Origin of the sequence: Nocardioides pocheonensis, from assembly GCF_003725535.1 — a bacterium.
Lineage (GTDB): Bacteria > Actinomycetota > Actinomycetes > Propionibacteriales > Nocardioidaceae > Marmoricola > Marmoricola pocheonensis.
Window position 1 is genome coordinate 1 of record NZ_RJSF01000041.1, and the last position, 23,075, is coordinate 23,075.

Here is a 23,075-nt window from a genome sequence, read left to right on the forward strand (position 1 = left end):
CCAGCGCCTGGCGGACCTGGAGGTTCGTCATGCGCTTGAAGTTCGGCACCAGGTAGTCGGTGTACGGCGAGGTCACGGTCACGGAGCGCTTGGCCACGTCACCGGTGATCTGGCTGTAGTACGACGACGGGATCCGGCGCTCGGTCACGGCGAACTTGTCCTGACCGCTGTCCGCGATCAGCTGGTCGGTGACCTGCTCGGCGGTCTTGCCGATGTCGAAGACGATCTTGTCCGGCAGCGCCTTGCGGATGTCGGCCGAGTCGGTCGACGCGTCGTAGTTCGGGTTCCGAACCAGCGTGCCGCCCTTCTGCTTGTCCCAGGTGCCCTCGAGCTTGTACGGCCCGTTGGAGAAGATCTGGTAGTTGGACTTGTCGCCCTGGTCCTTGTCCTGGCGGTACGGGTCCATCATGTGCAGCGACGCGATCGCCAGCGGGAAGTCCGCCCACGGCTTCTTGAAGTGGTAGGTGATCGTGTTGCCCTCGCAGGTGATCGCCTTGTCGAAGGCGGCCTTGCCCTCCGGCGAGCTCTGGTAGGGGCCGGTGTAGATCGGCAGGCCGTCCTTGCCCTCGGGGATGTCGAGGTAGGTCAGGATGTAGTTCGGGCCGCCGGTGATGATGTCGGTCGCGAACACGCGCGAGGCGCCGTACTTGAAGTCCTCACACGTGATCGGCTTGCCGTCCTCCCACTTCACGCCGTCCTTGACCGTGAACTTCCACGTCTTGGCGCCGTCGGAGGACTGACCGGTGTCGGTCGCGAGGTCGGCGACCGGCGTGGTCGAGACCTTCTCGTCCGCGGAGATCGGGAAGGTCACCAGGCTGCGGTAGACCGTCCGGCTCCAGTTGGTGATGTCGCGACCGACGTAGGTCCGCTGAGGATCGGTGTGCTCGAGAGCAGCGAAGATGTAGTAGGTCAGGGTGCCGCCCTTGCCGCCTCCGGCGCTGGCCCCCGTGTTGCCCTTGTCGTTGCTGCTGCCGCCCCCACCGCACGCGGCGAGCGCGATCGACATAGACGCCGCAGCCGCAACTGCGAGCACCTTCTTTCGATAGCTAGCCATTACCTCTCCTCCATTGTGTGTCGCGCCGAGTCAGGCGGCACATCCGGCAACGCGGTGTTGCCGAAGTCTTGGGTCATCGATCTGCCTTCGGGTCCAGCGCGTCGCGCAGACCGTCGCCGAGCAGGTTGAAGCTGACCACGATGATCGCGATCAGGAGCGCCGGGAAGAAGAAGTACGCGAAGTCGGCGACCGAGAAGTTGATCGAGTCGACCAGGATGTTTCCCAGCGTCGGGGTCGGCGGGTGGATGCCGACGCCGAGGAAGCTCAGTGCGGCCTCGGCGGAGATGTACGCCGGCATGGTGAGCGTGAACGACACCAGCACGGGAGCCCACAGGTTGGGAAGGATCTCCCGGAAGTACAGGCGCATCTTCGACGCTCCGAGCAGGCGAGCGGCGTCGATGAACTCGCGCTCGCGGATCGACAGCACCTGGCCGCGGATGAGGCGGCAGATCGGGGGCCACCCGAACAGGCCCAGCACGAGCACCTCGTAGAAGCCGTTGGGCAGCGGGTCGGAGCCGTTGCCGGGCAGGTACTTGGCCGCGAGCGCGACGCCGGTGGCGGACAGCGCCAGCAGCATCAGCGTCTGCGGGAAGGACAGCGTCAGGTCGACCAGGCGCCCGACCACCGAGTCGACGAGGCCGCCGGTGAATCCGCCGATGATGCCGAGCACGGTGCCGATGATGATCGCCACCAGGCTCGCGGCGAGCGCGATCGAGAGCGAGAAGGTGATGCCGTACCAGAGCCGCGACAGCAGGTCGGTGCCGGTGCCCGGCACGATGCCGAGGGGGTGTGCCCAGCTGATCCCGCCCCACTTGGCCTTCGGGATGCTGCCGAGCGCGGGGTCGAGGAGGTCCTGGTTCAGCTTCAGCGGGTCGATCACGCCGACCTTGACCAGCACCGGGGCCATGATCCCGCCGACCACGTACGTCGACACCACGAAGAACGAGAGCATCGACAGCTTGTCGCGCCGGAACCGCCCGAGGGCCAGCTGGGTCGGAGACTTGCCGAGGACCCGCTCGGGGTCTTCCACGTCGAGGTTGACGGTGCTCTCGAGCCGCTCGAGCTGGGACTCAGGCAGGGACATCTTCACCTCGTCGACGGATCGGTCTCGGTCTTGGGCGGCGGTTCGCGAGGTCGTCGCAACCCGTGCCGTCGGCGACTCTATGTGATGCGGGCATCACGAAGGATCACCGTGGAGTAACGATCCCGTCACGACCCGCAGGGCAGAATTTGCCGGTGGGTCACGCGTTCGACGGGAGATCCTCCGCCGGACGCGCGTCCACTCCGGCTTCCTTGCGCTGCTCGGCGGTGATCGGAGCGGGCGCGGCGGTGAGCGGGTCGTAGCCGCCTCCGCTCTTCGGGAAGGCGATCACGTCGCGGATCGACTCGGTGTGAGCCAGCAGCGCGCAGATCCGGTCCCAGCCGAGCGCGATGCCGCCGTGCGGCGGTGCGCCGTACTTGAACGCCTCGAGCAGGAAGCCGAACTTCTCGTCGGCCTCCTCCTCGCTGATGCCCATGACCGCGAAGACCCGCTTCTGGATGTCCTCGCGGTGGATCCGGATCGAGCCGCCGCCGATCTCGTTTCCGTTGCAGACGATGTCGTAGGCCCACGCGAGCGAGCCGCCGGGGTCCTGGTCGAAGTGGTCGAGGTCCTTGGGGCTGGTGAACGCGTGGTGGACCGCGGTCCAGGCGCTGTAGCCGAGCGCGACGTCACCGGACGCGGTCGCGTCTGACGACGGCTCGAACAGCGGCGCGTCGACCACCCACAGGAAGCTCCAGGCGTCCTCGTCGATCAGACCGCAGCGCCGGCCGATCTCGACACGAGCAGCACCGAGGAGCGCGCGGCTCGACTTGACGTCGCCGGCCCCGAAGAAGATGCAGTCACCGGGGACCGCGCCGACGTGCTCGGCCAACCCGGCCCGCTCGGCATCGGTGAGGTTCTTGGCCACCGGGCCACCGAGCTCGCCGTCCTCGCCGACGAGCACGTAGGCGAGGCCTCGGGCACCGCGCTGCTTGGCCCACTCCTGCCAGGCGTCGAGCTGCTTGCGCGGTTGGCTCGCACCGCCCGGCATGACCACCGCGCCCACGTACGGCGCCTGGAAGACCCGGAAGGTGGTGTCCTTGAAGAACTCGGTGCACTCGACGAGCTCCTGCCCCATCCGCAGGTCGGGCTTGTCGGAGCCGTACCGAGCCATCGACTCGGCGTAGGTCAGCCGCGGGAGCGGGGTCGGCACGTCGTACCCGACGAGCTTCCACAGCGCGACCAGGATCTCCTCGGTCAGGGCGATCACGTCGTCCTGCTCGACGAAGCTCATCTCGATGTCGAGCTGGGTGAACTCGGGCTGCCGATCGGCGCGGAAGTCCTCGTCGCGGTAGCAGCGCGCGATCTGGTAGTAGCGCTCCATGCCGGCGACCATCAGCAGCTGCTTGAACAGCTGCGGGCTCTGCGGGAGTGCGTACCAGCTGCCCGGCTTGAGGCGCGCCGGCACCAGGAAGTCGCGGGCGCCCTCGGGGGTCGACCGCGTGAGGGTGGGGGTCTCCACCTCGACGAAGTCGTGGGCGGCGAGCACGTCGCGGGCCGCCTTGTTGACCTTGCTGCGCAGCCGCAGCGCGGAGTTCGGGCCGGTGCGCCGCAGGTCGAGGTAGCGGTGCTTGAGCCGCACCTCCTCCCCCACCTCCACGTGCTCGTCGACCGGGAACGGGAGCGGGGCCGACTCGCTCAGCACGTGGACGTCGGTGGCGATCACCTCGATCTCGCCGGACGGCAGGTTCGGGTTGGCGTTGCCCTCGGGGCGCAGGGACACCTCGCCGACGATCTTGAGGCAGTACTCGTTGCGGAGGTTGCCGGCGACCGCCTCGTCGCGGATCACGACCTGGACCACGCCGCTGGCCTCGCGCAGGTCGATGAAGGCCACTCCCCCGTGATCGCGGCGACGCGCCACCCAGCCGGCGAGGGTGACGGTCTGGCCGACGTGCTCGGCGCGCAGGGCGCCGGCGTCGTGGGTGCGGATCACGAGAGCTGCTCCTTGATCGTGGGTTTCAGGTCGGGGGCGGGTGGGGTCCAGGTCGCCGGGTCCACCGCGGTCTGCTCACCGCTGCGGATGTCCTTGACCTCGGCGGCCCCGTCGGGCCCCGGGAAGAGAACGTACGGGATGCCGCGGCGCTCGGCGTACCGGATCTGCTTGCCGAACTTCTGCGGCGACGCGGCGACCTCGCAGGGGACGCCGTTGGCGCGCAGCTGATCGGCGAGCGCGTTGCTCGCCCGGCGGCCCTCCTCGTCGACGAGCGCCACCAGCACGGCACTGGGCACCGACCGGCTGGCCGAGAGCACGCCGTCGGCCAGCAGCGGGATCAGGGACCGGGACACGCCGAACGAGACGCCGACACCGGGGTACGTCGCGCGGCCGTCGGAGGCGAGGGCGTCGTACCGGCCGCCGCCGCCGACGGACTTCAGCCGCTCGTAGCCGGCCATGAAGATCTCCACGACGGTGCCGGTGTAGTAGTCCAGCCCGCGCGCGATCCGCAGGTTGGCCTCGACGGTGACGTGCCGGCGCGTGCCCGCGGAGCAGCCCTCGACCACGGCAGCCAGCTCCGCGAGGCCCTCGTCGAGCAGGTCGTCCTCGACGCCCAGAGCCCTCACCTGCTCGACGAAGGAGGTGTCGGGCACGCGGATCGTGGCGAGCTCGAGGCACCGCGCGGCCTGCTCGGCCGTCGCTCCGGCGTCGGAGACGAGCAGCTCCGCGACCGTGTCGGCCGGAAGCTTGTCCAGCTTGTCGATCGTGCGGATGGCCGCGGTGAGGTCGGGCAGACCGAGGCCCCGGTAGAAGCCCTGGATCAGCTTGCGGTTGTTGAACTGGAAGCTGAGCGGCGGCACGGGCAACGCGTCGAGGGCGTCGACCATGACCCGCATCACCTCGACGTCGTGGTGGAACGGCAGCTCGTCCTGGCCGACGATGTCGACGTCGGCCTGCGTGAACTGGCGGTAGCGCCCCTCCTGCGGGCGCTCGCCGCGCCAGGCCGGCTGGATCTGGTAGCGGCGGAAGGGGAAGTCGAGCTTCCCTGCGTTCTCCAGCACGTAGCGCGCGAACGGCACGGTCAGGTCGAAGTGCAGGGCGAGCCCCGAGTCGCCTTCGCCCTCCCCGGCCTGCACGCGGCGCAGCGCGTAGATCTCCTTGTCGATCTCGGCGCCCTTGGCGAGGCGGTCGAGCGGCTCGACCGCACGGGTCTCGATGTTGGCGAAACCGTGGAGCTCGAAGGTCCGGGACAGGGAGTCGATCACCTGCCGCTCGACGACGCGGGCGGCGGGCAGCAGCTCGGGGAACCCGCTCAGCGGGGTGGGACGGGCCATGTCACAGCCCTCGCGTCACGTGGCCGACGGAGCGGTCGTCCTGGAGGTCCAGCAGGAAGGGGTTGGTCGCCCGCTCGCGGCCGATCGAGGTCTGCTCACCGTGGCCGGGGAGGACGACGACGTCGTCGGGCAGCGTGAGCACCTTGTCGCGCAGGGACCGGAGCATGGCCTGGTGGTCGCCGCCGGGCAGGTCCGTGCGGCCGATGGAGCCCGCGAAGAGCAGGTCGCCGGAGAACATCACCTCGGAGACCTCGGCCTGCGCGTACGGCGAGCGGAACGTGATCGATCCCGGCGTGTGCCCGGGAGCGTGGTCGACGGTGAAGGCGAGGCCGGCCAGCTCCACGGTCTGCAGGTCGGTGAGCTCCTCGACCCGGTCGGGCTCGGCGAACTGGAACTTCCCGCCGAGCATCATCGCGGCGGTCTCACGCGACATGCCGGCCATGGGGTCGGCGAGAAGGTGCCGGTCGGCCGGGTGCACGTAGGCCGTCGCGTCGTACGTGCCGGCCACGGGGGCGACGCACCACATGTGGTCGACGTGCCCGTGGGTGACCAGGACCGCAACCGGCTTGAGGCGCTGCTCACGGACGACCTGGTCGACCCCCTGGGCGGCGTCCTTGCCCGGGTCGATCACGACGCACTCCGAGCCGGGACCCGTGGCCACGACGTAGCAGTTGGTGCCCCACGGGCCCGCGGGGAAACCTGCGATCAGCACTGGGTGTCTCTCCTGCGAGCGGTCGGGCGGCGAACGGGTGACGACGATCGGGCCCAGCCTACTGTCCCCGGTGACGCAGGCTCGCATGCGTACGATGAAGCCGCAGCGGTGCAGGACAGGCGCCGTGCACGGACAGCGATCACCGACAGAGGGGCACCACGTGACCGCGCAGGGCGAGAGCAACGAGGGCAGCAGGCGCACCGGGCTGACCGAGCCGAGCGAGTTCGGACGCGTCGACGAGGACGGCACCGTCTACGTCCGCGTCGGCGACCAGGAGCACGTCGTCGGTCAGTACCCCGAAGGGACGCCCGAGGAGGCGCTCGCCTTCTTCACCAAGCGCTACGACGCGCTCGCCTTCGAGGTCCAGCTGCTCGAGCAGCGCATCCGGGGCGGGGCGATGTCTCCCGACGAGGCCACCGAGTCGATCAACCGGGTCTCCGGCCAGCTCGTCGAGCCGCACGCGGTCGGTGACATCACGGCGCTCGTCGCGCGCCTCGATGCGCTCAAGCCGGTCGTCGGCCTGCAGCGCGAGAAGCGCCGCGAGGACAAGGCGCGCCGAATCGAGGAGTCCCGCGAGCGCAAGGCGGCCATCGTGGCGGAGGCCGAGAAGATCGCGGCGGGACGGGACTGGCGCAACGGTGCGAACCGGTTGCGCGAGCTCCTCGCCGACTGGAAGCAGCTCCCCCGCCTGGAGAAGTCGGTCGACGACGAGCTCTGGCACCGGTTCTCGAGCGCGCGCACGACGTACACGCGGGCGCGCAAGGTGCACTTCGCCGAGATGTCGGAGAAGCGCGACAGCGCCCGCGTCGTGAAGGAGCGGCTGGCCAAGGAGGCCGAGGAGCTCGCGGAGTCGACCGACTGGGGTCCGACGGCGTCCCGCTTCCGGTCGATGATGCAGGACTGGAAGGCGGCCGGTCCCGCCCCGAAGGACGTCGACGACGCCCTCTGGAAGCGGTTCCGCGGTGCGCAGGATGTCTTCTTCGCGGCCCGTGACGCCGCGAACGCCGAGATCGACCGCGAGTTCGCCGCGAACGCCGAGCTGAAGCAGGCCCTGCTCGTCGAGGCCGAGGCACTTCTGCCCGTGACCGACCTCGCCGCGGCCAAGCGCGCCTTCCGCGACATCGCCGAGCGCTGGGATGCCGCCGGCAAGGTCCCCCGCGACCAGATCAAGCCCCTCGAGGCGCGGATCCGGCGCGTCGAGCAGGAGATCCGCAGCCTCGAGGAGGACGAGTGGCGCAAGAGCGACCCCGAGAAGTCCGCTCGGGCCGACGACATGGTCACCAAGCTGCGTGACGCGATCACCAAGCTCGAGCGCGACCTGGACAAGGCCCGCGCCGCCGGCAACGACAAGAAGGTGAGGGACCTGGAGAGCGACCTCGCCTCGCGCCGGTCCTTCCTCGAGATGGCCGAGCGCACCGCCGCTGAGTTCGGCTGACGCCGAGAGGGCACTGCTGCTGCGTCGACGTACGCCGAGCGGGCACTTGTGCTGCGGCAGAACACCTCCAACGGGCACTTCCGATGTTGGGTTCGGCTCTGTGCCGGGATCGCCGAGCGGGCAGAAACGCTTCCTCCGCTTCGCTCCCCCAGCCTTTCAGCCCTCTCGGCTCCCTACCGGGTCACCCACCTGCGCGCCTTCGGCTGCTCAGTGGGTGACCCGGTAGGCGTCGAACACCCCGTCGATGCTGCGCACCGCCTTGAGGATCGCGCCGAGGTGCTTGGGGTCGCCCATCTCGAAGGTGAACTTGCTCTTCGCGACCCGGTCGCGGCTGGTGTTCAGGGACGCGGACAGGATGTTCACGTGCTGGTCGGACAGCACCATGGTGATGTCGGAGAGCAACCGCGCCCGGTCGAGGGCCTCGACCATGATCTGCACGAGGAACGTCGACTGGGCGGTGGGCGCCCACTCGACGTCGACGAGCCGCTCGGGCTGGCTCAGCAGCGACCGCGCGTTGGTGCAGTCGCGGCGGTGCACGGAGACCCCGGACCCGCGGGTGACGAACCCGAGGATCTCGTCGCCGGGCACCGGCGTGCAGCACTTCGCGAGCTTCACCAGCACGTCCGAGGCACCCATCACGATCACGCCGGAGTCGCCGGGCGCCTTCGTCGCCCGCCGCGGCCGGGTGATCGTGACCGCCTCGGCGAGGTCCTCGGCCGCACCCTCGGCGCCGCCGTACAGCTCGATCACCTTGCGGACGACCGTCTGCGCGCCGAGGTTGCCCTCGCCGACGGCGGCGTACAGGGCGGAGACGTCGGCGAGCCGCATCTCGTGGGCGACCTGCGTGAGCGACTCGTGGGTCATCACGCGCTTGAGGGACACGCCCTCCTTGCGCATCAGGCGGGCGATCTGGTCCTTGCCGTGCTCGATCGCTTCCTCGCGGCGCTCCTTGGTGAACCAGTGCCGGATCTTGCTGCGAGCGCGCGGTGACTTCACGAACGTGAGCCAGTCGCGGCTCGGACCCGCGTTGGGCGACTTGGAGGTGAAGACCTCCACCACGTCTCCGTGCTCGAGCTGGGACTCCAGCGGCACGAGTCGGCCGTTGACCCGGGCCCCGATCGTGTGGTGCCCGACCTCGGTGTGGATCGCGTAGGCGAAGTCGACCGGCGTGGAGCCGGTGGGCAGGCCCATCACGTCGCCCCTCGGCGTGAAGACGTAGACCTCGGCGGCGTTGATCTCGAAGCGCAACGACTCCAGGAACTCTCCGGGGTCCTCCACCTCGTTCTGCCAGTCGAGCAGCTGCCGGACCCAGGGCATGTCGCTCTGCGCCGACTCCTGCAGCGACTTGTCGGTGTCGCGTCCCTCGTGGACGTCTTCCTTGTACTTCCAGTGCGCGGCCACGCCGTACTCGGCGCGACGGTGCATGCCGAAGGTACGGATCTGCATCTCGACCGGCTTGCCCTGCGGGCCGATCACGGTCGTGTGCAGGGACTGGTACATGTTGAACTTCGGCATCGCCACGAAGTCCTTGAACCGGCCCGGGATCGGGTTCCAGCGGTTGTGCAGCACGCCGAGGACGGCGTAGCAGTCGGCGTCGTTCTCGACCAGGATCCTGATCCCGACGAGGTCGTAGATGTCGGTGAAGTCGCGACCGCCGTGGATCATCTTCTGGTAGATCGAGTAGTAGTGCTTGGGGCGTCCGGTGACGCGGGCCTTGATCTTCGAGGCCTTCAGGTCGGTCTCCACGACGGAGATCACCTGCCGCATGAACTGGTCGCGCGACGGGGCTCGCTCGGCGACCATCCGGACGATCTCGTCGTAGATCTTCGGGTGGAGGGTCGCGAAGGCCAGGTCCTCCAGCTCCCACTTGATCGTGTTCATGCCCAGGCGGTGGGCCAGCGGGGCGAAGATCTCGAGGGTCTCGCGCGACTTGCGCTCCTGCGTCTCGGCCTTGACGTAGCGCAGCGTGCGCATGTTGTGGAGCCGGTCGGCCAGCTTGATCACGAGCACGCGGATGTCGCGGCTCATCGCCACGATCATCTTGCGGATCGTGTCGGACTGCGCGGAGTCGCCGTACTTGACCTTGTCCAGCTTGGTCACGCCGTCGACCAGCAGCGCGACCTCGTCGCCGAAGTCGGTGCGCAGCTGGTCCAGCGTGTACGGCGTGTCCTCGACCGTGTCGTGCAGGAGGGCCGCCACGAGGGTCGGCTCGGTCATGCCGATGTCGGCGAGGATGGTGGTGACCGCGAGCGGGTGGGTGATGTACGGGTCGCCGCTCTTGCGCATCTGGCCGCGGTGCATCCGGTCAGCGGTGTTGTAGGCCCGCTCGAGCAGCGCCAGGTCGGCCTTCGGGTGGTTGGCGCGGACGGCACGGAACAGCGGCTCCAGCTCGGGGTTGCCGCCCTGCTTGCTGGTACCGATCCGGGCGAGCCGGGCGCGCATGCCGCGGCCGCCGCTCGGACCGACCGGCGGCACGGGTGCCGCAGGCCCCGTCGCAGGAGTCGAGCCCGTGGGCGAGGCGGGAGTCGAGGGCGGGGTCGCGGGCGCAGCCGGAACCGGCCGCGTGGTCACCGGTTCGTCCGCCATGAACAGAGTCTAGGGCCGCGCCTGCGACCGCCGGCCCGAAGGAGTCAGATGGTGCGCAGCGCCGTCAGGGGCAGGCCGTCGAGGGCGGCGCGCCCGTCGAGGAACGACAGCTCGAGCAGCACCGACAGCGCGTGCGCGGTGCCGCCGCCCTTCGTGACCAGCTCGGCGGTCGCGGCCGCCGTGCCCCCGGTCGCCAGGACGTCGTCGACCAGCAGCACCCGCTCGCCGGGGGCGAGGGCGTCGGCGTGCATCTCGAGCGTCTCCTCGCCGTACTCCAGCGCGTAGGAGACCGCGTACGTCGCCCGCGGGAGCTTGCCGGGCTTGCGCACCGGCACGAAGCCCACGCCGAGGGCCAGGGCGACCGGTGCCGCCAGGATGAAGCCGCGAGCCTCCATGCCGACGACCTTGTCGACCACCGTCGCGCCGCTGTCGTCGCGGCCTGCGTCGGCGAGCGCCTGGACCACCGCGGTGAAGGCCGCATGGTCGTCGAGCAGCAGCGAGATGTCCTTGAAGACCACACCCGGCTTGGGGAAGTCGGGCACGTCGCGGATCAGGCTGTCGATCGTCGCCGCGAGCTCGGGCGAGGCGTCGCCGGCCACCGTCACTTGCCTCGCTTCGAGCGTGGCTGGCGGGTCGGCTGGTTGCGCTTGGCCGATCCGGACTCGCGCACCGGTGACTTCGGGGTCGGGACGACCCGGCCGGACCCGGTCGCCTGGGACCCGCCGGTCGGCGCCCGGAACGGTCCGCGCGCCTCGGCCGGCGCGTCCGGCGCGTCGGGGTCGACCGCGAAGCCGGCGGGCGGCTCGCCCACGGGCATGTCCTCGGTGAACGCAGGCACGTTGGCGTAGCGGTCCGCGTCACGGCGCGCGCGGGCCCGCGCACGGGCGTCCTGCTCGCTGATCGCCTTCTCGCGCGACTTCAGCTGGGCGACCAGCGGCGTGGCGATGAAGATCGAGGAGTACGCGCCGGCCGCCATGCCGACGAACAAGGCGAGGGAGAGGTCCTTCAGCGCGCCCGAGCCGAGCTGGAAGATGCCGACGTAGAGCAGCGCCGCGACCGGTAGCAGGGCCACGATCGAGGTGTTGATCGACCGGACCAGCGTCTGGTTGATCGCGAGGTTCGCCAGCTCGGCGTACGTCTTGCGGCTCTGCTGCATGTTCTTGGTGTTCTCGCGCACCTTGTCGAAGACCACGACGGTGTCGTAGAGCGAGAAGCCGAGGATGGTGAGCACGCCCGTGACGGTCGCCGGCGTGACCTCGAACCCCGACAGGGCGTAGACCCCGACCGTGATGATCAGGTCGTGGGCGAGCGCGACCATCGCGCCGACCGACATCTTCCACTCGCGGAAGTACGCCCAGATGAACAGCACCACGAGGATCAGGAAGACGATCAGGCCGGTGATCGCGCGGTCGCGCACCTGGGAGCCCCAGCTCGCACCGACCTCCTGGGTGGAGATCTTGCTCTGGGCGTCCACGCCGACCGACTTCGCGATGGCCGCGATGACCGTGTCGGTGTCGTCGTTGGGCATCGACTCGGTCTGGGCCCGGATCGCCTTGTCGCCCGAGGTGTTCACGATCGGCGACTTCGCCTCGGGGATCCCGGTGGCCGCGATCGCCTTGCTGATCTTGTCGACGTTGGCCTGGGTCACCTCGGACTTGGGCAGGGAGACGGTGTACTCCACGCCGCCCTCGAACTCGATGCCGAGGTTCAGGCCCTTGAAGAAGAGGCCGCTCGCCGCGACGAGCACGATCAGGCCGGAGATGGCGTACCAGATCCGACGGCGCCCGACGAAGTCGATCGAGACGTGGCCCTCGTAGAGGGCATGACCCATCCTGCTGAACTTGCCCATCAGGCCTGCCCTCCCGCGAGGCGGGTCGTGCCACCGCGCTGGACGTCGACACCGAGCGTCTCACGGGAGAGACCCGAGAGCCGGTTGCCGGAGTTGAAGAACGTACGCCGGGCCAGCAGGGTGACCATCGGCTTGGTGAAGAAGAAGAACACGATCACGTCGATCAGCGTGCTGATGCCCAGGGCGAACGCGAAGCCGCGCACGACCCCGATCGCGAAGATGTAGAGCACCACGGCCGCGAGGAACGAGACGGCGTCCGCCGCCAGGCAGGTCATCCGCGCCCGGAGCCAGCCGGCCTCGACGGCGACGCGCATCGACTTGCCCGCCCGCATCTCGTCACGGATCCGCTCGAAGTAGACGATGAAGGAGTCCGCCGTGATGCCGACCGCGACGATCAGACCGGCGATGCCCGGGAGGGTCAGCGTGAAGCCGGCTGCCTTGGCCAGCACGAGCACGGTCGCGTAGGTGACCACGGCCGCGATCAGCAGGGACGCGATCACCACGGTGCCGAGCCCGCGGTAGTAGAGCAGGCAGTAGATCATCACGATCAGCAGGCCGAAGATGCCGGCGTAGATGCCGGCCGAGAGCTGGCTGCCCGCCAGGGAGGGCCCGATGATCTCGACGGTCGGCGGGTCCTCGAACCGCACCGGCAGGGCGCCGTACTTCAAGGAGTTGGCCAGCGAGGTGGCCGAGGACTCCGTGAACGAGCCGGTGATCTGGGCGTTGCCGTCCAGGATCGGGGAGGTGAAGCCCGGGCTGGAGAGCACCTTGCCGTCCAGCACGATCGCGAACAGGCCGCCGTTGGCGTAGAGCTTGCGGCTGATGTCGGCGAAGGTCTTGACGGCGCCGCCCTTGAGCTTGAGCAGGACCGCCCACGACGTGGACTGTTGCGGGATGCCCGCGGACGCCGACTTCAGCGAGGTGCCCTCGATGACGGCCTTCGAGAGCAGGTACTTCCCACCGGAGTCGTCGCAGGTGATCAGCGGCTTGCTCGGGTCGTCGGCGATCGGGGCGGCGTCCTTGCCCTTCGCCGGGCACACGTAGGCCTGGTACTTCGCCAGCCACTCGTCGCCGGGGTCCTGCACCCAGGCCAGCGGGTCGTCGATCGAGGCGCCCTTGCTGGTCGTCACGGGAGCGGTCGGGGTCGCCGACGGTGTCGTCAGCGGCGTCGCGGACGGCGTCGCCGTCGGGCTCGGGGTCGGCGACGCGTCCGCGAAGTGCGGCGCCACGCGCGGCTTCGGAGTGGCCGTGGGCGAGGCCTGACCCGCCTTCGGGGTCGCGGTCGCGCTCGGACTGGGCGTGCCGGAGGGGCTGCCGCTCGGCGAGGCCGAGGGCGTCGGGGCCGCCGGGAGGCCGGACAGCGGCTGCCCGTAGACCAGCCGGAAGCGCAGCTGGGCGGTGCGCTTGACCGAGTCGACGAGGTTCTTGCTGTTCTTGCCGGGGATCTCCACGACGATGTTCTTGTTGCCCTGCGTGGTCACGTCGGACTCGGTCACGCCGCTGCCGTTGGCGCGCGACTCGATGATCTGCCGCGCCTCCTCGAGCTTGGTCGGGTTGACGCTGGAGATCGCGGTCAACGTGATCCGGGTGCCGCCCTCCAGGTCGAGCCCGAGACGCGGCTTCCAGGTGCCGCCGAGCGCGGCGAGCCCGTAGAGCACTGCCACGGAGATGAAGAACACCAACAAGGTGCGTCCCGGTCGGGACGTTTTCTTGGCCACGGTCCTGCTTCTCCTCAGTCCTCTTCGGTCGTGCTGTCGTGGGGCCCGTCGTCGGGCCCTGCGTCCTGGGGTGCTGCGTCCTGGGCCTCGGGCACCTCCGGCGCCCTGCGGATGACCACCTGGCGGGCCGCAGTGACCACGGTGCCCGGTGCTATCTCCAGCTGCACCCGGTCGTCGTCGATCGACACCACGGTGCCGAAGATGCCGGCCGAGATGATCACCTCGTCGCCGACCGCGAGCTCCTCCTGGAGCTGGGCCACGCGCCGCTGCTGCACTCGGGCCGGCCGCATCACGATCGCCCAGAAACCGAACAGGGCGATCACGATCACCAGCAGCTGGAGCTCGGCAGGCACGTGGAGGACTCTCGACTCGGGTACGGGGTGTGTGGTCAGGACGGTGGTGCACGCCACAGAGCGGGCGCGCACGCCACCGCCGGTGAGTGTAACGGCCGACGGGTCCTGAGACGGACGGGACGTCGATCTCGCCCCGGGCTGCGCCGGCGGGCGGGCAGCGTCAGTCGGCCTCGAACAGGGTCTCGTCCACGGCGAAGGGTGCGCCGGCCGGAGCGGAGAGACCGAGGTGCGTCCACGCGCCCGGGGTGGCGACGCGACCCCGCGGGGTGCGCGCGAGCATGCCGACCCGCACCAGGAACGGCTCGGCGACCTCCTCGACGGTCTCGCGCTCCTCCCCCACGGCGACCGCCAGCGTGCTCACGCCGACCGGTCCGCCCCCGAACCGGCGACACAGTACGTCGAGCACCGCGCGGTCGAGCCGGTCGAGACCCGAGTGGTCCACCTCGAACAGGTCGAGGGCACGGTGCGCGATGTCGCGGGTGACCACGCCGTCGCTGCGCACCTGGGCGTAGTCGCGCACCCGGCGCAGCAGGCGGTTCGCGATCCGCGGTGTGCCGCGGGACCGGGAGGCGATCTCGGCGGTGCCCTCCGGGTCGGCCGGTACGCCGAGCAGGCCGGCCGAGCGACGGACGATCTCGTCGAGCTCGGCCGGCTCGTAGAACTCCAGGTGAGCGGTGAAGCCGAACCGGTCGCGCAACGGCCCCGGAAGCAGCCCGGCCCGCGTCGTTGCCCCGACCAGCGTGAAGGGCGGGATCTCCAGCGGGATCGCGGTCGCGCCCGGCCCCTTGCCGATGATCACGTCGACCCGGAAGTCCTCCATCGCGAGGTAGAGCATCTCCTCGGCGGGGCGCGACATCCGGTGGATCTCGTCGACGAAGAGCACGTCGCCCTCGTTGAGGCCGGAGAGGATCGCGGCCAGGTCGCCGGCGTGCGTGATCGCCGGGCCACTGGTGAGCCGCAGCGGACGCGACATCTCGGCGGCGATGATCATCGCCAGCGTGGTCTTGCCCAGCCCCGGTGGGCCCGACAGCAGCACGTGGTCGGGGGTGCGCTCGCGGGACCGGGCGGCCTCCAGCACCAGCGACAGCTGCTCACGCACCCGGTGCTGACCGATCACCTCGTCGAGCGACCGGGGTCGCAGCGCCGCCTCGACGGCGCGCTCGTCCGGGTCGGCGCCGAGCTCGGTCAGCGACTCCGCGCGGCGCTCGAGGTAGGCGGCCTCGGCGTCGTCGAGGGCTGCGCTCTGCGGGTGGTCGTCGGGAGTCATCGTCACGCCTTGCTCAGGGTCTGGAGGGCGAGGCGCAGCAGCCGGGCGACGTCAGGCGCCTCCATGGCGTCGGCTTCGGGCGCAACCGCGGCGACGGCCTTGTCGGCCTCCTTGCCCGACCAGCCCAGCCCGACCAGGCCGCCGTGCACCTGCGCCTGCCAACCGGCGACGGCAGCCGGGCCGGCGGCGGGCTCCACCGTGGACCCGGGCGAGCCGATCCGGTCGCGGAGCTCGAGGATGATCCGCTGCGCGCCCTTCTGCCCGATGCCGGGGACCGACGTGAGCGTCTTGACGTCGTCGCCGGCCACGGCCCGCCGGATCGCCTCCGGCGAGTGCACCGCGAGCATCGCCTGCGCGAGCTTCGGGCCGACGCCGCTCGCGGTCTGGACGAGCTCGAACATCTGCTTCTCGTCGTCGTCGGCGAAGCCGAACAGCGTGAGGGAGTCCTCGCGGACCACCATGCTGGTCGGGAGGGTCGCCTCGCTGCCACGGCGCAGGTCGGCCAGCGTGTTCGGGGTGCACTGCACCTCGAGGCCCACGCCGCCCACCTCGATCACCGCGGAGGTGAGGCCCAGCGCGGCCACCGTGCCACGCACGAACGCGATCATCGACCTGCTCCTGTCGCTCGGGCGGCCACGGCCGCCTGGATCCGGTTCGTCGCCGCGCCCCTCCAGAGGTGGCAGATGGCGAGGGCGAGGGCATCGGCCGCGTCGGCCGGCTTCGGCGCCTCCGTGAGCCGCAGCAGCCGGGTCACCATCGCGCCCACCTGCGCCTTGTCGGCACGACCGCTGCCCGTGACCGCCGCCTTCACCTCGCTCGGGGTGTGCATCGCGACCGGGATGCCACGGGACGCGGCGGCGACGAGGGCCAGCCCGCTGACCTGGGCGGTGCCCATCACGGTGCGGACGTTGGTCTGGGAGAACACCCGCTCCACCGCGATCGCGTCGGGCGCCGTGGCCTCGATCCACGCGTCGAGCCCGCGGGCGATCTCCAGCAGCCGCTGCTCGATCGGCAGGTCGGTGCCGGTGCGCACGACCCCGACGTCGACCATCGTGAGCGGCCGGCCGATGCTCCCCTCGACCACGCCCACCCCGCAACGGGTGAGCCCAGGGTCGACGCCGAGCACGCGCATGAGCCACCAATCGTCAGACGAACATATGTTCGTACGACGCTATCCCGCCCGGCTCGCGGTCCGGCGTACCGACGCGCCGCAAAATCGTCCGAGGACGGCGAGCCGAGATGGCAGCATGCGGCACATGTCGTTCCCGCACACGTACCCGGACCCGGTCTACGACGGACCCGGCGAGGTCAGCGCGACGTACCGGCCGAACGCCGCGGCACCCGACCTCGGCTCGCCCCCGGGCAACACCGTCGACTACCTGGCCACGAGCGCCTCGACGTCGGGCGCCTTCGGCCTCTACCGGTGGAACTTCGGGCCGCACGTCAGCGGACCCGACCCGCACTTCCACCGGACCATCTCCGAGTCGTTCTACGTGCTGTCCGGCACCGTGCTCATCCACGACGGCACCCGCTGGGTCGAGACCGGAGCGGGCGACTTCGTCCACGTGCCGCCCGGTGGGGTGCACGGGTTCCGCAACGAGTCCGGCGAGGAAGCCTCGATGCTGCTGCTCTTCACACCGGGCGCGCCCCGGGAGGAGTACTTCGAGACCCTGTTCGCCGGCGGCACCAAGGACATGACGGACGAGGAGAAGGTGGCGTTCTACCTGCGCCACGACAACCACTGGCTGTAGGGCCGGGGTTTTCGAGGCTCGCTGGCGCTCGCACCTCAACCACCGACGGGTCAGGCCTCCAGGGCCTCCATGATCTCGTCGGGCACGTCGAAGTTCGCGAAGACGTTCTGCACGTCGTCGAGGTCCTCCAGCGCGTCGACGAGGCGGAGCACGGCTCCCGCCGACTTCTCGTCGGCCAGCTCCACCTGCATGGACGGCACGAACGACGCCTCCGCGGAGTCGTAGTCCAGGCCCGCCTCCTGCAGCGCCGAGCGCACGGTGACGAGATCGGTCGCCTCGCTGATCACCTCGAAGGAGTCGCCGAGGTCGTTGACCTCCTCGGCGCCGGCGTCCAGGGCCGCCTCGAGCACGTCGTCCTCGGTCACGCTCTTGCCGTCCTGCTGCTGCGGGACGATCACCACGCCCTTGCGGTTGAAGAGGTAGGCGACCGAGCCCGGGTCGGCGAGGTTGCCGCCGTTGCGGCTCATCGCGGTGCGTACCTCCATGGCCGCCCGGTTGCGGTTGTCGGTGAGGCACTCGATCAGCATCGCGACGCCGCTCGGGCCGTAGCCCTCGTACATGATCGTGTCGTACGCCGCGCCGCCGGCCTCGGCGCCCGAGCCGCGCTTGACCGCGCGGTCGATGTTGTCGTTGGGGACCGAGGACTTCTTGGCCTTCTGGATCGCGTCGTACAGCGTCGGGTTGCCGGCCGGGTCGCCACCGCCCATGCGGGCGGCGACCTCGATGTTCTTGATCAGCTTGGCGAACATCTTGCCGCGCTTGGCATCGATGACGGCCTTCTTGTGCTTCGTGGTCGCCCACTTGGAGTGGCCGGACATGGGTTCCTTCCTCAGCCGGTGGTTGAGCCTGCCGAAACCACCAGGTCGACGAAGACCCGGTGGATGCGCCCGTCGCCATCCACCTCGGGGTGGAAGGACGTCGCCATCAGGTGGCCCTGGCGGACCGCGACGATCCTACCGGCGGCCTCGCCGGCCCCGACGCGGGCGAGGACCTCGACCCCCGGCCCGACCTGCTCGACCCAGGGAGCCCTGATGAAGACCGCGTGCACCGGCTCGTCGAGCCCCGCGAAGTCGAGGCGGCCCTCGAAGGAGTCGACCTGGCGACCGAAGGCGTTGCGCCGGACGGTGATGTCCAGGCCGCCCAGGGTCTCCTGGTCGGCGGTGCCGTCCACGACCCGGTCGGCGAGCATGATCATCCCGGCACAGGTGCCGAACGTCGGCATGCCGCCCCGGATCCGCTTCTGCAGCGGCTCGAAGAGGTCGAACGCCCGGGCGAGCTTGAACATCGTGGTGCTCTCGCCGCCGGGGATGACCAGGCCGTCGCACGCCTCCAGCTCGGCCGGGCGGCGCACCGGCACGGCCGTGACGCCGAGGTCGGTCAGCACGCGCAGGTGCTCGCGGACGTCGCCCTGGAGGGCGAACACGCCGATGGTGGGAGTGGTCACCCCACCATTGTCCCAGCAGCCGAGGGTGACCCGGTCTCAGGCCGGTGCGGTGTGGTCGCCCTTGCCGAGCCCGCCGTCACCGGAGCGGAGGTGCTTGGCCCCGACCAGGACGTGTCCGGCCGCGGGCACCCACCGGCCGGCTCGCGGGCCGTCGCGCCGCGAGGCGTTGCGCCCTCGGCCGTTGCGTCGGCCGGCGTCCGGCGTCGGTCGCGTCGACACGGCCGCCGGGACGAAGCACGCACCGACGAGGAGGGGCCACCACCACCACGGCACCGCAGGAGACAGGGTGACCCGCAGCCTCCCGGCCTCGTCGGCGCGGGTCACGTGCACCGTGCCCACCTTCCCGGCCGACATCACCACGCTGGCACCGTCGTGGGCCGTGAGCCGGATCGGGAGCAGCCCGGTGCCGACGTACGTCGCGTCCGCTCCCCCGCCCGCGCTCGGCACGAACGCGAGCTGCTCGGCGTTCACGAGCGGGCGGTACCACGCGATCGCCGCGCTCAGCGTGAGCGAGACGACGACGAGCAACCCGGCGGCCCTCCAGGCCGGGCGGCCGAGCCGGACCACGAGCAGCGCGAAGAGGCCCCCGACGAGCAGCACCGGGGCGGCCGCCACCAGCCAGCCCACTCCGCGCCAGCGCATCCGCACGGAGCCGACCACGTCCTCGGGCCCGAGGTGCCACGGGTCGGGAGGACTGAGCACGCCCTTCGTGGTGATCCGCCCGTCCGGGTCGACGGCCAGCACGCGGTGGCTGTAGGTCCCTCCGTGCGAGCCCGGCGGTCGGAAGGTGATGAAGTCGCCGGGGCGCAGGCTCGCGAAGTCGACGGGCTTGACCCACAACAGCGTGCCGACCGGGGCGACCGTGCCCATCGACGGTGTCTCCACCCGCTCCCAGCGGCCTCCCTGCAGCCGCCAGACCCCGCAGAAGGCGACGAAGCCGACCAGCAGCCCGAGCAGGACCCACGTGCCGACGTGGATCCAGCGTTCCGTGGAGCGCGCACGGTCGGTCATGACCAGAACACCTCCGTCGGGTCGTTCGCCCAGCTGAGGGTCTGCACCCACGCGGGGGCACCGGAGACGGCGTACCCGAACGAGATCGGGACGTAGAGGTGGAGACCGGCCAGGTCGGCGTTGTAGCCGGTGCCGGCAGACGTGGTGATCGTCAGCGACTGGGTGCCGCCGACGGCCGGAGCGGCGATCGTGGTGGCGCTTCCGTTCGCGAAGCTCGTCAGCGACTGGGCCGCGATCGAGGCGGCGGGGTTGGTGAACGCGAGCGCGACGTTCACCTTCGAGCAGGGGTCGTAGAGGTTGCCGGCGGGCAGGCTGGTGCCCGCGATCGTGGTGTAGCCGTTGTCGCCCAGCATCCAGGTCGACGCGGGCGACATCCCGCCGAGCGACGCCTGGTACGCCGCGGCCGACGCCGACCCGTTCAGGGTGGTCACGTTCGCGCCGCTGATCGCGCTCTGGATGACGAACGCACCGGACAGCGACCCGTGGAAGTACGCCGACGTCGGCGGGGTGATCAGCCCGAAGTTCGCCCAGCCCAGGTGCCAGTAGCCGCTGGTCGCCGACGCGATCGTCAGCCCGCCGGCGCTGGCCTTGCTGGCGCCGTCGACGTAGAGCGTCACCGAGGTGAGGAGGAAGACGGTGGACACGACGACGACGGCGAAGTGCCAGTTTCCGTCGGCGTAGTTCGTGCCGGAGCTGGCGATCTGCGTGCCCAGCGTGGTTGCGACGTAGGCCTTGACGTTGCCGGACTGGTCGATCCACAGCATCGGGTTCGCCCCGCCCGCGCCGTTGGACAGGCTCGCGCTCAGCGACAGCAGCCCGCCACCGAGGCTGTCCGCGGTCCGGAACCAGACGCCCATGCTGAAGTTCGTGGGCAGCAGGCCGAGGAAGCCCACGCTGGTGGTCCCGTACAGGTCCGTCGCGTACCCGCTGCCGGAGAACGAGGCCGCCGACGTGGACCCCCAGGTGTCGGCCTGCTGGAAGCCGACGGAGTTCCGCGGGAGCATCGGGTCCGAGGCCGAGGTCCCATTGGCGAAACGGACGGGCGCACAGGAGGCTCCGGTGACCGACTGGGTCACCGCGACGGTGCCGTTGTTCGTGATCGCATCGGTCCGGGTCGTCGTGGGTGACGCGACCGTGCCCAGCGTGGACGGGCACGTGGCCGTCGTGCTGCGTGCCGTCGTCGCGCAGGTGGTCGAGTTGTAGGAGTGGGTCAGCGCCATCTGGCTGACGAGCGCGTCGTCGCTCGCGTTGGTGACCTGGGCGGCGGTCCACGCCGAGCGCGTGCCGGCAGTGCCCAGGGCGAGCAGGGCGAGCGTGCTCAGCGCAGCCAGGAGCACCGTCCGGACCGGACGGTGCCGACCTCGCCGGTGCCGGGCCATGGCTACTGGGACAGGGTCCAGGTGAGCGGCTGGGTGACCGTCACACCCTGGTCGGCGATCCCGGCGCCGGCCGCGAGAGCGACGGTGAACCGGCAGGTCCACGACGCCCCGACGTCGAGGTCGCCGGCGGTCGCGGTGTGCGTCTTCGTGGCCCCCGGCGGGGCGGCCGCGGCGTAGACCAGGTCGGCCCAGGCGCTGCCGCCGGCGTACGTCGTGCCGGGCGAGCAGCTCACCGCGACGGTGAGGTCGCCGTTCGTGCAGACGTTGGCCGCGGCGGGTGTGCCGCTGCCGGCCGTGGGGCTCTGCGTGCAGCTGCCCGGCGCGAGCTGGAACGACGTGGCGTTCGCGCCGCCGATGTTCTTGAACGTGACGTCGACGGTCCGGCTGTTCCCCGGCGACAGGGGCGACGCGGTCCCGCCGTACTTGTTGACGGTCGTGCAGGTGTAGCTGTTGACCGTGCTCTGCGCCCCGTCGCTCGACCGGCAGACGGGAGTGCCCTGCGAGGCCGGGCCGGTCTCCTGCAGGACCACCGCGGTGGCCGTGGCCGCGGAGTTGGTCGAGTTGCCGAGCACGGCGCTCGTCCAGTCCGAGAGCGTCCCGCTGACCCCGAGGCTCAGCAGCAGGGCCGCGGCGCCGGACGCGAGCCACAGCAACGTCCCGGGAGTCGGCGTACGCCGGCGCGCGCGACGTCGTCCGGGCGACTGCGTCGTCGCGGCGTCCGTCGCGGTGTGGCGCCCCGGGCCGGTACGAGTGCGGTGCCCCCCGCGTCGGCGGGGGTTGCGCTCACTGGGTCCGGTGGCGGTCAGATGCCGATCTCCCATGTCAACCCCTGAGTGACGGTCTGACCGGAGTAGTTGGCCGGTGTGGCGGCCGGGAGGCTCACCGTGAACGTGCAGGTGGCGCTCGCGCCGCTCGCCAGACCGGTGGTGAGCGTGTACGGCCCGTTCGCGGCCAGGGTCGTCAGCGGGGTCGCGGCCACCGTCAGCGTGGAGCCCGTGCAGCTCACCGCCACCTTCAGCTGGGTGCACAGGTCGTCGCCCACCGCGGGCGTGTTGCCGCTCTGCGACCCGCTGTTGTAGACCGAGCTGCAGGCACCCGGCGTGAGCGTGAACGTGCTCGCGTCGCCCGATCCGGTGTTCGTCAGCGTCACGATCGTGCTGATGCTGTCGCCGGGCGACAGGGCGGTGAGGCCGGTCGCCGCCACGCCGCCGTCGCCGTACTTGTTGATCGTCGAGCAGGTGGCCGTGTTCGCCGCGGTGCCGGACGTGGTGCACGTGGTCGGGTTGCCGGCACTGTCCGGGCCGCTCTCCTCGAGGACGACGGAGGTCGTGGACTCCGCGGTGTTGCTGTCGTTGGTGAGGATCGCCGCCGACCAGCTCGACAGCGTGCCGTTGACGGCCAGGACCATGATCGCCGCCGCGACGACCCCGCACGCCCAGAGCAGGCCGGCGCGGCGCCGACGCTCGTCGGGGGTCTCGTTCTCGGTGCTGGGCTCGCTCATGAAGGACCTGCTCCACGCGTGCCGCCCGAGCGAGGTCCAAGGTGGACCCGGCTCCCTACACTGTCGGCCCGAAATGCCCGAATACGTGGAATTGTCCGGAATATGGCCCGTTTGGACTACGCGGGCTCGTCCGGTCGGCGCTGCCAGCGCGCTGCGACCTCGATCCGGCCCTCGTCGAAGTGGGCGTCGAGACCGGCGGCCGCGAAGGCCGCGAGCGCGTCGTCCAGCAACGCGTCGCCGGGCGCCACGTTGGCGGTGGTGCCGTGCCAGAGGTTGACCTCGAGCATGCCGGCGTCGATCGCGTGCCACACGTCGGTCGGGGTGAACCACGCGATCCCGGCAGGCCTCGGCACACGCCGGGCGAGCTCGTCGCGCGCGACCCAGTGGTCGGCCACACCCTGGAGCACGACGACGTCCTTCTCCTCCAGCAGGGCGAATGCCCGCTCGAGCCGGTCGTGGTCGGTGACCGCTGGCCAGGTCGCGGCGTCCTCGCGCCAGGCGGCCTCGGCGGCGGCGATCCAGGCGTCGGCCGTCGCGTCGGCCGGCAGCTCCGGGTGGTCCGCGGCGATCGCCGCCACCACGTGGTCACGCAGCTCGGACCGCGGTTGCAGCCCGGAGCGCACCACGTCGGCCACCCAGGCGCGGGTCGCGTCGGGGTGGGCCATCA

General features: G+C 70.7%; 22 protein-coding genes. 2 read left to right on the forward strand and 20 right to left on the reverse strand.

The features are described 5' to 3' along the window. The 5 genes from EFL26_RS15625 to EFL26_RS15645 form a co-directional block, all read right to left on the reverse strand. Positions 1 to 1,054, reverse strand: a 1,054-nt coding sequence (locus EFL26_RS15625) for an ABC transporter substrate-binding protein (protein WP_246000230.1), incomplete at its 3' end; no start/stop codon positions are given. Positions 1,055 to 1,127: 73 nt separating this feature from the next. After that, positions 1,128 to 2,138 carry an ABC transporter permease gene (locus EFL26_RS15630; protein WP_123223855.1) on the reverse strand — a complete coding sequence of 337 codons (1,011 nt, stop codon included), beginning with the start codon at positions 2,136 to 2,138 and terminating at the stop codon, positions 1,128 to 1,130. 157 nt (positions 2,139 to 2,295) lie between these two features. After that, complete coding sequence (aspS, locus tag EFL26_RS15635) at positions 2,296 to 4,068, reverse strand: aspartate--tRNA ligase (RefSeq protein WP_123223856.1); 1,773 nt, start codon at positions 4,066 to 4,068, stop codon at positions 2,296 to 2,298. Then, positions 4,065 to 5,402 carry a histidine--tRNA ligase gene (gene hisS / locus EFL26_RS15640; protein WP_123223857.1) on the reverse strand — a complete coding sequence of 446 codons (1,338 nt, stop codon included), beginning with the start codon at positions 5,400 to 5,402 and terminating at the stop codon, positions 4,065 to 4,067. The genes aspS and hisS overlap by 4 nt, the downstream gene beginning before the upstream one ends. Position 5,403: 1 nt before the next feature. Further along, positions 5,404 to 6,114: an MBL fold metallo-hydrolase gene (locus EFL26_RS15645; RefSeq protein ID WP_123223858.1), complete on the reverse strand. Its 711-nt coding sequence runs from the start codon at positions 6,112 to 6,114 to the stop codon at positions 5,404 to 5,406. Positions 6,115 to 6,274: 160 nt separating this feature from the next. Here EFL26_RS15645 and EFL26_RS15650 point away from each other — a divergent pair, with 160 nt between their 5' ends. Then, the gene (locus EFL26_RS15650; RefSeq protein ID WP_246000231.1) at positions 6,275 to 7,549 is read left to right on the forward strand and encodes a DUF349 domain-containing protein; all 1,275 of its coding nucleotides are present in this window, start codon (positions 6,275 to 6,277) and stop codon (positions 7,547 to 7,549) included. A 207-nt stretch (positions 7,550 to 7,756) separates the two neighbouring features. Here EFL26_RS15650 and EFL26_RS15655 read toward each other — a convergent pair whose 3' ends face one another. From EFL26_RS15655 to ruvC, 8 genes are all read right to left on the reverse strand, one after another. Beyond that, positions 7,757 to 10,135: a RelA/SpoT family protein gene (locus tag EFL26_RS15655; RefSeq protein ID WP_425464111.1), complete on the reverse strand. Its 2,379-nt coding sequence runs from the start codon at positions 10,133 to 10,135 to the stop codon at positions 7,757 to 7,759. Between the two features lie 44 nt (positions 10,136 to 10,179). Beyond that, a complete protein-coding gene (locus EFL26_RS15660) occupies positions 10,180 to 10,734 on the reverse strand; it encodes an adenine phosphoribosyltransferase (protein ID WP_425464112.1) in 555 nt (184 codons plus the stop codon). 2 nt (positions 10,735 to 10,736) lie between these two features. Then, entirely contained in the window at positions 10,737 to 11,984 is a 1,248-nt protein-coding gene (gene secF / locus EFL26_RS15665; RefSeq protein WP_123223860.1) for a protein translocase subunit SecF, read from the reverse strand. After that, positions 11,984 to 13,702: a protein translocase subunit SecD gene (gene secD / locus EFL26_RS15670; protein WP_123223861.1), complete on the reverse strand. Its 1,719-nt coding sequence runs from the start codon at positions 13,700 to 13,702 to the stop codon at positions 11,984 to 11,986. Before secD ends, secF begins: the two co-directional genes overlap by 1 nt. 14 nt (positions 13,703 to 13,716) lie before the next feature. Then, on the reverse strand, positions 13,717 to 14,055 hold the full coding sequence (gene yajC, locus EFL26_RS15675; RefSeq protein WP_183408217.1) for a preprotein translocase subunit YajC: 339 nt from the start codon (positions 14,053 to 14,055) through the stop codon (positions 13,717 to 13,719). Positions 14,056 to 14,215: 160 nt separating this feature from the next. Beyond that, complete coding sequence (gene ruvB, locus EFL26_RS15680; RefSeq protein WP_123223910.1) at positions 14,216 to 15,322, reverse strand: Holliday junction branch migration DNA helicase RuvB; 1,107 nt, start codon at positions 15,320 to 15,322, stop codon at positions 14,216 to 14,218. A gap of 2 nt (positions 15,323 to 15,324) precedes the next feature. After that, a complete protein-coding gene (gene ruvA, locus EFL26_RS15685) occupies positions 15,325 to 15,930 on the reverse strand; it encodes a Holliday junction branch migration protein RuvA (RefSeq protein ID WP_123223863.1) in 606 nt (201 codons plus the stop codon). Then, positions 15,927 to 16,454, reverse strand: a complete 528-nt coding sequence (gene ruvC / locus EFL26_RS15690; RefSeq protein WP_123223864.1) for a crossover junction endodeoxyribonuclease RuvC — start codon at positions 16,452 to 16,454, stop codon at positions 15,927 to 15,929. Before ruvC ends, ruvA begins: the two co-directional genes overlap by 4 nt. A gap of 124 nt (positions 16,455 to 16,578) precedes the next feature. On the opposite strand from ruvC, the gene EFL26_RS15695 reads away from it, so the two are divergent. Continuing rightward, positions 16,579 to 17,073, forward strand: a complete 495-nt coding sequence (locus EFL26_RS15695; protein ID WP_123223865.1) for a dimethylsulfonioproprionate lyase family protein — start codon at positions 16,579 to 16,581, stop codon at positions 17,071 to 17,073. Between the two features lie 50 nt (positions 17,074 to 17,123). Here the strand turns inward: EFL26_RS15695 and EFL26_RS15700 are convergent, their stop codons facing one another. From EFL26_RS15700 to EFL26_RS15730, 7 genes are all read right to left on the reverse strand, one after another. After that, positions 17,124 to 17,891, reverse strand: a complete 768-nt coding sequence (locus EFL26_RS15700; protein WP_123223866.1) for a YebC/PmpR family DNA-binding transcriptional regulator — start codon at positions 17,889 to 17,891, stop codon at positions 17,124 to 17,126. 11 nt (positions 17,892 to 17,902) lie between these two features. Continuing rightward, on the reverse strand, positions 17,903 to 18,517 hold the full coding sequence (gene pdxT / locus EFL26_RS15705; RefSeq protein ID WP_183408218.1) for a pyridoxal 5'-phosphate synthase glutaminase subunit PdxT: 615 nt from the start codon (positions 18,515 to 18,517) through the stop codon (positions 17,903 to 17,905). A gap of 36 nt (positions 18,518 to 18,553) precedes the next feature. After that, positions 18,554 to 19,528, reverse strand: coding sequence for a S26 family signal peptidase (locus EFL26_RS15710; protein ID WP_123223867.1), 975 nt, complete (start codon positions 19,526 to 19,528; stop codon positions 18,554 to 18,556). Further along, entirely contained in the window at positions 19,525 to 20,865 is a 1,341-nt protein-coding gene (locus EFL26_RS15715; protein ID WP_148046730.1) for a LamG domain-containing protein, read from the reverse strand. The genes EFL26_RS15710 and EFL26_RS15715 overlap by 4 nt, the downstream gene beginning before the upstream one ends. A 44-nt stretch (positions 20,866 to 20,909) precedes the next feature. Further along, a complete protein-coding gene (locus EFL26_RS15720; protein WP_148046731.1) occupies positions 20,910 to 21,728 on the reverse strand; it encodes a hypothetical protein in 819 nt (272 codons plus the stop codon). Then, positions 21,710 to 22,408, reverse strand: a complete 699-nt coding sequence (locus EFL26_RS15725; protein WP_123223870.1) for a hypothetical protein — start codon at positions 22,406 to 22,408, stop codon at positions 21,710 to 21,712. Before EFL26_RS15725 ends, EFL26_RS15720 begins: the two co-directional genes overlap by 19 nt. 116 nt (positions 22,409 to 22,524) lie before the next feature. Beyond that, positions 22,525 to 23,073: a DUF6891 domain-containing protein gene (locus EFL26_RS15730; RefSeq protein ID WP_123223871.1), complete on the reverse strand. Its 549-nt coding sequence runs from the start codon at positions 23,071 to 23,073 to the stop codon at positions 22,525 to 22,527. Positions 23,074 to 23,075: the final 2 nt, after the last annotated feature.

Excerpts from the sequence above, each read along its gene's own strand:
- EFL26_RS15630 (WP_123223855.1), bottom strand. The coding sequence starts at position 2,138 with ATGTCCCTGCCTGAGTCCCAGCTCGAGCGGCTCGAGAGCACCGTCAAC.
- hisS (WP_123223857.1), bottom strand. The coding sequence starts at position 5,402 with ATGGCCCGTCCCACCCCGCTGAGCGGGTTCCCCGAGCTGCTGCCCGCC.
- EFL26_RS15655 (WP_425464111.1), bottom strand. The coding sequence starts at position 10,135 with ATGGCGGACGAACCGGTGACCACGCGGCCGGTTCCGGCTGCGCCCGCG.
- secF (WP_123223860.1), bottom strand. The coding sequence starts at position 11,984 with ATGGGCAAGTTCAGCAGGATGGGTCATGCCCTCTACGAGGGCCACGTC.
- ruvB (WP_123223910.1), bottom strand. The coding sequence starts at position 15,322 with ATGACTCCCGACGACCACCCGCAGAGCGCAGCCCTCGACGACGCCGAG.
- ruvA (WP_123223863.1), bottom strand. The coding sequence starts at position 15,930 with ATGATCGCGTTCGTGCGTGGCACGGTGGCCGCGCTGGGCCTCACCTCC.
- ruvC (WP_123223864.1), bottom strand. The coding sequence starts at position 16,454 with ATGCGCGTGCTCGGCGTCGACCCTGGGCTCACCCGTTGCGGGGTGGGC.
- EFL26_RS15695 (WP_123223865.1), top strand. The coding sequence starts at position 16,579 with ATGTCGTTCCCGCACACGTACCCGGACCCGGTCTACGACGGACCCGGC.
- EFL26_RS15700 (WP_123223866.1), bottom strand. The coding sequence starts at position 17,891 with ATGTCCGGCCACTCCAAGTGGGCGACCACGAAGCACAAGAAGGCCGTC.
- EFL26_RS15710 (WP_123223867.1), bottom strand. The coding sequence starts at position 19,528 with ATGACCGACCGTGCGCGCTCCACGGAACGCTGGATCCACGTCGGCACG.
- EFL26_RS15720 (WP_148046731.1), bottom strand. The coding sequence starts at position 21,728 with ATGGGAGATCGGCATCTGACCGCCACCGGACCCAGTGAGCGCAACCCC.
- EFL26_RS15725 (WP_123223870.1), bottom strand. The coding sequence starts at position 22,408 with ATGAGCGAGCCCAGCACCGAGAACGAGACCCCCGACGAGCGTCGGCGC.
- EFL26_RS15730 (WP_123223871.1), bottom strand. The coding sequence starts at position 23,073 with ATGGCCCACCCCGACGCGACCCGCGCCTGGGTGGCCGACGTGGTGCGC.